Source organism: Thermodesulfitimonas sp. (assembly GCF_052743955.1).
On sequence record NZ_JBRAIN010000094.1, the window covers coordinates 1 to 6,456 of the forward strand.

Here is a 6,456-nt window from a genome sequence, read left to right on the forward strand (position 1 = left end):
GGCAGAGCACCTGACTTTTAATCAGGGTGTCGCAGGTTCGAATCCTGCGTGGCTCACCAGGAAAATCAAGGCTTCCGGGACTCCGGGGGCCTTTAATTTTCCATTTTTGACAACAATGCGGCGCGAAGATCATTTCGGAGCGAAAACCTGATCTACTACCGGAAACAGAGAAAGAGCCGTTGCAACGATTTGCGGGTCGAACCGGGTGCCTGCTGAGTTCTTTAGTTCCGTTAAAGCTTCTTCCCGTGAAAGAGGTCTGGTCCGGTATTTACCGGATACTATATTATCCCAGGCATCGGCAACAGCAACGATGCGGCTGTAGATATGAATTTTCTTTCCCTTCAGCCCGTTGGGGTAGCCTTTGCCGTTCCACCATTCGTGGTGTTGCAGGATTAGTTCGGCTATCGGGTTGGGTTCTGGCGAGCGCCTCGCTATGCGGTATCCCACTTCGCAGTGACGCTTTAATTCTTCCGCTTCGTCAGGCGTGAGAGGAGTTTCTTTCCTTAAAAGGTGCGGCCTTAAGGCTACCTTCTCGATGTCGTGGAATTTGGCCAGGAGGAGGAGTTTTGACATTTCATCCGCAGCTAGGCCGACAGCTCTGCCCAGGGATTCCGCCAGCTTTGCTACGTGCGTGGCGTATGCTTTTATATAAGGATGAGCTTCGAAGAGTCTTTCCAGGATATGTCCGGCTTCCGGAAAACACCTTTCTCCGTTAGCGGAGAGTTTATCGTGATACATGGCGTCGTCGGCTTCCCTGTACGCTTCGCGTACGGACTTGTGCGGGGTGGTGGTGAAGCCCGTACCTATTGAAATGCTAAAAGGAAGGAGTATCCACTCCTTGTTCAACCTGCCAATGGTGGCGCTCAGGCTCTCGCGTGTTTTTTCAGCCGCTTTCGGGTCAACACCTGGGAGAAGAATGGCGAACCCATCGCCGCTTATGCGGAAGGCTTCTCCGGTCGGGAAGCTATCTTTGAGCGTGTTGGCCGCCGTACACAGGAGTTCGTCGCCCCGCTCGTGACCCAGGCAATCGCTGACGGTTTTCAGCCCGTCGATGTCGCATATAATAATACCGACCGGCCGCACTCCCGTTTCGTCTAGTTCACGCATCCTTTGCTCGAAGCGGACACGGTTGGAGAGTCTGGTCAGCCCGTCGGTGGTGCTAAGTTCTATCAGCTTTTCCTCCATGTTCTTTTGGGCGGTAACGCCCACAAGCATACAGAAAAGCTCTGCGACTTCCTTCCCCCACCTTACGGGCAGAAGGGAGAGGAGCACCCACCGCAACTCTCCCTGAGGTGTTGATACCCGCCATTCGGTAGAGGTTCAACAGCCTGCCCGTTTTCCCACGACCTTTCGAGGAGCCTTTTAAATTTGCCGGCAGGGATAAACCTTTCCGTCCAGTCGGGGTCCCGCGTTGCAGGATCGCAACCCAGAATCCTTTTTGCCTCCTTGTTGAGGAATAGCGTCCTACCGCTCTGGTCCCCGGAGGCGATACCTACCATGGGGGTGTTCTCGAAGACCAGCTTGAAACGCGCCGCAAGCTGTAGCGTCCTTTCTTCCCAGCGCCGGAGCATCAGCAGGTTTGTCAGGCGTCCGGTATTCCGAAGGGATTCCGGAGAGCCACATAGGGGAACTCCTCCAGGGTTATTCCTCCCCAGGCGGTGGGAGTACACGGAAAAAGCCGGTTGTTCGCCCAACTCGTGAACGACTTTCCCTTCCGATTTGGTGATCAGGATGGGAGGTCCCCAGGACCGCCAGCCGTGGGCTGCCGCGATGCCTAATTCACCGCCCGTGAGCAGCGCCGCCGCAAAACCGCTTTGCTTGAGACACCCGCTTCGGTCATCTGGTACGTTTTCGAAAAGCGCAGGTTATCTCCCGTTCCGCCGCCGACGTATTTAAAGCGGGGTCCCATCACGTCGTAGACGCCCCGCAGCATTTCCGAAATATTTCCCCCGAGGCCATCTGGAAACAGAAACACGGTGCCCTCCGGGGTCCTGTTTCCCCTAAGAGTTCACAGGCCAGTTTCCTGCCTGTGTCCCCGGCAGCTCAGGGTTCATTTCTACAATGGCGGTGGTGGCCGAAATACCCGTGCCGCTCAGGGCTACTATTCCGACACCCTGCGTGGTTATGCCCTCCGGTGTGACCAGTCCGGCCCCCGAGGCCCCGACGAGCCTGGGGTAGCGCGTTTCTTCCAGGACCGTTTTGAGCCCGGCCTGCTGGTCGTACTCCTCGGTGGTGAACAAAAACGCGAGCGACGGGTTCCCCGCGCTGGCGAGGGCCATCCGTGCGGCTTCTCTTGCGGCCTCATGCGGCGCCGGCAGTTTACTGTAGCCGATGCCTATCTGCACTCGCGGTTTCACCTCTTCTTTCAAAAACCCCGGGCGGGGGAGAGGCTCGTTTCTTGCGAAGATCCTCTCCCCTTTCCCGGGAAAACTCCCTACAGCGCGATTTTTGTGCCCAGGAGCTGCAAGAACTTTGCCAGCCACTCGGGATGTGCGGGCCAGGCCGGCGCCGTGACAAGGTTTCCTTCGACACAGGCTGCGTTCACTTCCACATCCGTCCACTTCCCGCCCGCGTTTTCTACCTCCGGTTTTACTGCCGGGTAAGCCGTACAGGTTCTGCCCTTTGCCACCCCTGCAGCAGTCAGCACCTGGATACCGTGGCAAATGGCGGCTATCGGCTTGTTGTTTTCGGCGAAGTGACGTACCATCTCAATTACCTTCGGATTTAGGCGGATATACTCGGGGGCGCGGCCTCCGGGTATCACCAGGGCGTCGTACTCCTCAGCCTTGATCTCCTCAAAGGTGGCGTTAAGTGTGAAGTTGTGACCTGGTTTTTCACTATATGTCTGGTCTCCCTCGAAGTCGGGTACGGCTGTGCGCACTTTTTCGCCGGCTTTCTTTCCCGGGCATACTGCGTGGATAACGTGGCCTACCATTTGCAGCGCCTGGAACGGTACCATCGCCTCGTAGTCTTCTACGAAGTCACCGACTAGCATAAGGAGATCTTTTTGGCACCCATCTTACCTCCAATACCCCCTGGTTCAAAAATTCGTCTAAAAGGTAACTTCTTGACGGAGGGCAAATTTTCCTCTTTGAGAATTTTTAAAAGATATTAGCCAGGACAAAGATCGTCGGTGAAGGTAAGCTGAAAAGGACTACCGGAATTAAACTCGGTCGTTTACCTACTAAACCTTGACACGGTCATCTTTTTCCGCTACTTTTATTAGTAAGCTATATGCACATTAATAATAACTGAGGGGTACACTCGTGAATAAGAAACGGGATGCTGGCCTGCACGCTGCCCTGGTAACCGAACGGCTGATCCAGGCCCAGTTGCTCCTTCTTTTGGCCGAAAAGCCGGCGCACGGGTACGAGCTAATCCAGCGGCTGAACAAGGCCGACTTTACGAACGGGGAGGTTGACGTGGCCACGGTCTACCGGAACCTGCGCCGTATGGATGCGGACGGTTTGGTGACCTCCCGTTGGGAAGCCGGACCGGCAGGGCCCGCCAGACGCCTGTATACCTTAACTCCTCGGGGCGAGCAGGTTTTAAAGGCTTGGGCGGCAAGCGTACGGCAGGAAAAGAAAAGGCTGGAAAATTTCCTGCGGCGGTATCAGAATTGGGGAACAGGCTGAAACCCTATCCGAACCAAGAACTGAAAGGTATGCCATAATCGAAAAGACGGGAGGCACCGGAAACGTGTCCCAGAGAGCGCAACCTTTCCGGATCATTCACGCCGGCGCCCTACGGCGGCCAATCGAATTTTGTTTGGAGTTGTTTGGTGGGCGGCACCCGGGCCTATTTGTAGAAATCGAGGGAGCAGGCTCCCGGGAATGTGCCCGCTGTGTACTGACCGGTAAGCAATATGAGGTTATTGTACTGGCCGACCAGGTTATATTCGCCGAATTACTCGTGCCGGACGTTGTAAAAGAGTACTTTGTCTTCGCCACTGACCAGATCGTGATCGGTTACAATAAGTCCTCACGCGGTAGCAGCAATATAGACGCGGATAACTGGATGGATATCTTGCTTAGCCCGGGCGTTACCTACGCCCATTCCGACCCAAACCTGGATCCGTGCGGTTACCGGACCCTGATGGTATGGCAACTGGCGGAAAAGTTTTATAGTCGGCCGGGCCTTTTCGCTGCTTTGCAAGCCGGCTGCCCGTCGCAGCATCTTTATCCCAAATCGATAAACGCCGCAGGTGCCCTGCTCGAAGGTAAGGTTGATTACGCCTTTCTCTACGCATCTGTAGCCCGGCAACTGGGATTTCCCTACCTTATCTTACCCTCCAAGATCAATCTTTCGAATCCGGCGTATTCTGATTATTACGCGACTGCTGCCGTAACGGTAGGAGGGAAGGGGCCAGGCGAATACATTACCCTTCGTGGCCAGCCCACCGAGTTTGCCGTGGGTGTACCCCTTACCGCGCTCCACCCCGACCTTGCCTGGGCCTTCATCGAGTTGCTGACCGGCCCGGAGGGCCACACCGTTTTAGAGAAGTGCGGGCTTGTACCTTGCTAAAAACCACCTGAATTCCTTAGGAAAGTGTAAGAGGGAGGCGGGAAATGCTTCGCGAGGCCAAAAACTTTCCAAACCCTTGTAGCCGCAGACTACGTTGAGGGGAGAGTGGGTTTACCGTGTATTTTCCGGTCTCAGGTGTTAAGGTCTTCCCTTTGATCCCGCCGGTGGTGGCGTTTGCTATTTCCTTGGTAACCGCGCCGGCCGGCGTTTCCGGCGCGTTTCTCCTGTTGCCCTTTCAGGTTAGCGTCCTGGGTTTCAGCACCCCGGCCGTAAGTCCGACAAACCTTATCTACAATATCCTCGCTATTCCCGGGGGCCTCTACCGGTACATCAAGGAAGGGCGGATGGCCTGGCCGTTGGTCTGGGTAGTGATCCTAGCCACTCTTCCGGGTGTTTTTGCCGGGGCAATTATCCGCATCAAGTATTTCCCTGATCCGCGCACTTTTAAGTTCTTCGTTGGGCTGGTGCTGCTTTATCTCGGTGTGCGGCTGCTCTACGAAACTACCGGCCGGTATATCAAGAGTAGGGCCCAAACCAAGGCGATCGAACAAAAGTTTCGCGAGCGGGTCACCCAGCTTAAGGGCGAAGCCAAAGCACGACTGGCTGCCGGGTTGCCGGTTGAAGCCGTGGTCAAGACGAAAAACGTCTCGCTTTCCCGCATCGAATACGAGTTCTGGGGGGAAACATTTTCCTTCAGCACCTTCACTGTTTTCTTTGTGGCTCTGATCGTGGGGATAATCGGCGGCATCTACGGCATTGGCGGCGGCTCCATCCTTGCTCCCTTCTATGTTTCCATCCTTGGTCTTCCCGTCTACACGGTGGCTGGCGCCGCCCTGGCGGGAACCTTCCTCAGCTCTATTGCCGGCGTGGTCTTTTTCCACGTCCTTGCCCTGACCCCGATGGTCGGCCAAGCAGCGGTAGCGCCGGACTGGGCGCTGGGGGCGCTCTTTGGTGTAGGCGGCTTGCTGGGCACATATGTTGGTGCGCGCGTTCAGAAATTCCTGCCGGACCGTTTGATCCGCGGCATCCTGGGTGCTTTGGTTACCTACTTGGCGCTCCGGTATGTGATCGAGTTCCTTTTATAAACGTTGAACGCAAAAGGGATCTTAAAGGTCTGTCAGTTTAAGGTTGAACGTCTGTTTCCGAGGAAACACATAATGGAAATTGTAAGAGCGGGAACGTAGCCCTGGCGGCGAAAATTCACAAAGAGCTCTTCCCGCTCATCAAAGGAATGTTTATCACCACGAACCCGGTGCTGGTGGAGGCGGCGCTCAACCTTCTCGGGATGAACGTGGGCGCGCCGTGGCTGCTGCTCGTGGAGGCGACGGCAGAAGAGAAAGAGAAGTTAAGTCAGCTGTTGCGGGACGCCGGACTCCCGTAAGCTTTTCACTTTTGGCCCTACCCCGGAAAAATTTTTTCGGGGTTGTTTTATTTTTGGCAATATGCTAATATGCTCATATAAGGAAGACTAAAAGGGGGGCGCCGTGATGAAAAAGGTGTGGGAAATGGCGGCAGGAGTGCTACGGGCGCTGGGCCACCCGCTCCGCCTCAAGATTGTGGAGTTCTTGCGGGAAGGCGAGCGTTGTGTCTGCGAAATCATTCCGGCAGTCGGGGCGGGGCAGTCGGTGGTTTCGAAGCACCTGTTGGTGCTGCGGCAGGCCGGTATCCTTGAGGCCCGGAAGAGGGGGCTGCGGGTGATTTACCGCATCCGCGACCCAGCGGTGCTGGAGCTTTGCGATTTAGCCCGGGAGGTCGTCTTGCGGCGGGTAAGGGAATTGGCTGGGTTGGCGGCGAGTTTGGAGGTTTTTGAGAGAAAAGCAAAGTGATAAGGGAGGCTGGTTTTGGGGATAGAGAAACCCTCACTGGATGAATTGTTAGCCCGGATGGCCAAACAGTTGGGGGCGGAGCCGAAGCCGATGCAGCTTTTGGCCA

Annotated in this window: 9 protein-coding genes and 2 pseudogenes; 5 read left to right on the forward strand and 6 right to left on the reverse strand. The window is 55.7% G+C overall.

Annotated elements, in window-relative coordinates:
• Positions 1–129: 129 nt before the first annotated feature.
• From ACUVTA_RS07910 to ACUVTA_RS07935, 6 genes and pseudogenes are all read right to left on the reverse strand, one after another.
• Positions 130–1,272, reverse strand: a complete 1,143-nt coding sequence (locus ACUVTA_RS07910; protein ID WP_445952420.1) for a bifunctional diguanylate cyclase/phosphohydrolase — start codon at positions 1,270–1,272, stop codon at positions 130–132.
• Positions 1,248–1,571 (reverse strand): PAS domain-containing protein, encoded by a 324-nt coding sequence (locus ACUVTA_RS07915; protein ID WP_445952412.1) that lies wholly within the window; start codon positions 1,569–1,571, stop codon positions 1,248–1,250. The genes ACUVTA_RS07910 and ACUVTA_RS07915 overlap by 25 nt, the downstream gene beginning before the upstream one ends.
• Positions 1,572–1,742: 171 nt before the next feature.
• Positions 1,743–1,796 (reverse strand): annotated as a pseudogene (locus tag ACUVTA_RS07920) (hypothetical protein); the annotation flags it as partial.
• Positions 1,775–1,975 (reverse strand): FIST N-terminal domain-containing protein, encoded by a 201-nt coding sequence (locus ACUVTA_RS07925; RefSeq protein WP_445952413.1) that lies wholly within the window; start codon positions 1,973–1,975, stop codon positions 1,775–1,777. The gene ACUVTA_RS07925 and the pseudogene ACUVTA_RS07920, both read right to left, overlap by 22 nt.
• A gap of 25 nt (positions 1,976–2,000) precedes the next feature.
• Positions 2,001–2,357 carry an FIST N-terminal domain-containing protein gene (locus tag ACUVTA_RS07930; RefSeq protein WP_445952414.1) on the reverse strand — a complete coding sequence of 119 codons (357 nt, stop codon included), beginning with the start codon at positions 2,355–2,357 and terminating at the stop codon, positions 2,001–2,003.
• A 77-nt stretch (positions 2,358–2,434) separates the two neighbouring features.
• Positions 2,435–2,995 carry a DJ-1/PfpI family protein gene (locus ACUVTA_RS07935; protein ID WP_445952415.1) on the reverse strand — a complete coding sequence of 187 codons (561 nt, stop codon included), beginning with the start codon at positions 2,993–2,995 and terminating at the stop codon, positions 2,435–2,437.
• 271 nt (positions 2,996–3,266) lie between these two features.
• Between ACUVTA_RS07935 and ACUVTA_RS07940 the strand changes: the two genes are divergently transcribed.
• From ACUVTA_RS07940 to ACUVTA_RS07960, 5 genes and pseudogenes are all read left to right on the forward strand, one after another.
• On the forward strand, positions 3,267–3,635 hold the full coding sequence (locus ACUVTA_RS07940; protein ID WP_445952416.1) for a helix-turn-helix transcriptional regulator: 369 nt from the start codon (positions 3,267–3,269) through the stop codon (positions 3,633–3,635).
• Positions 3,636–3,699: 64 nt separating this feature from the next.
• Complete coding sequence (locus ACUVTA_RS07945) at positions 3,700–4,524, forward strand: extracellular solute-binding protein (RefSeq protein WP_445952417.1); 825 nt, start codon at positions 3,700–3,702, stop codon at positions 4,522–4,524.
• Between the two features lie 116 nt (positions 4,525–4,640).
• Complete coding sequence (locus ACUVTA_RS07950) at positions 4,641–5,609, forward strand: sulfite exporter TauE/SafE family protein (protein ID WP_445952418.1); 969 nt, start codon at positions 4,641–4,643, stop codon at positions 5,607–5,609.
• Between the two features lie 92 nt (positions 5,610–5,701).
• Positions 5,702–5,905 (forward strand): annotated as a pseudogene (locus tag ACUVTA_RS07955) (dihydrodipicolinate synthase family protein); the annotation flags it as partial.
• Positions 5,906–6,011: 106 nt separating this feature from the next.
• Positions 6,012–6,350, forward strand: a complete 339-nt coding sequence (locus ACUVTA_RS07960) for an ArsR/SmtB family transcription factor (protein ID WP_445952419.1) — start codon at positions 6,012–6,014, stop codon at positions 6,348–6,350.
• Positions 6,351–6,456 lie beyond the last annotated feature (106 nt).

Excerpts from the sequence above, each read along its gene's own strand:
- ACUVTA_RS07960 (WP_445952419.1), top strand. The coding sequence starts at position 6,012 with ATGAAAAAGGTGTGGGAAATGGCGGCAGGAGTGCTACGGGCGCTGGGC.
- ACUVTA_RS07935 (WP_445952415.1), bottom strand. The coding sequence starts at position 2,995 with ATGCTAGTCGGTGACTTCGTAGAAGACTACGAGGCGATGGTACCGTTC.
- ACUVTA_RS07915 (WP_445952412.1), bottom strand. The coding sequence starts at position 1,571 with ATGCTCCGGCGCTGGGAAGAAAGGACGCTACAGCTTGCGGCGCGTTTC.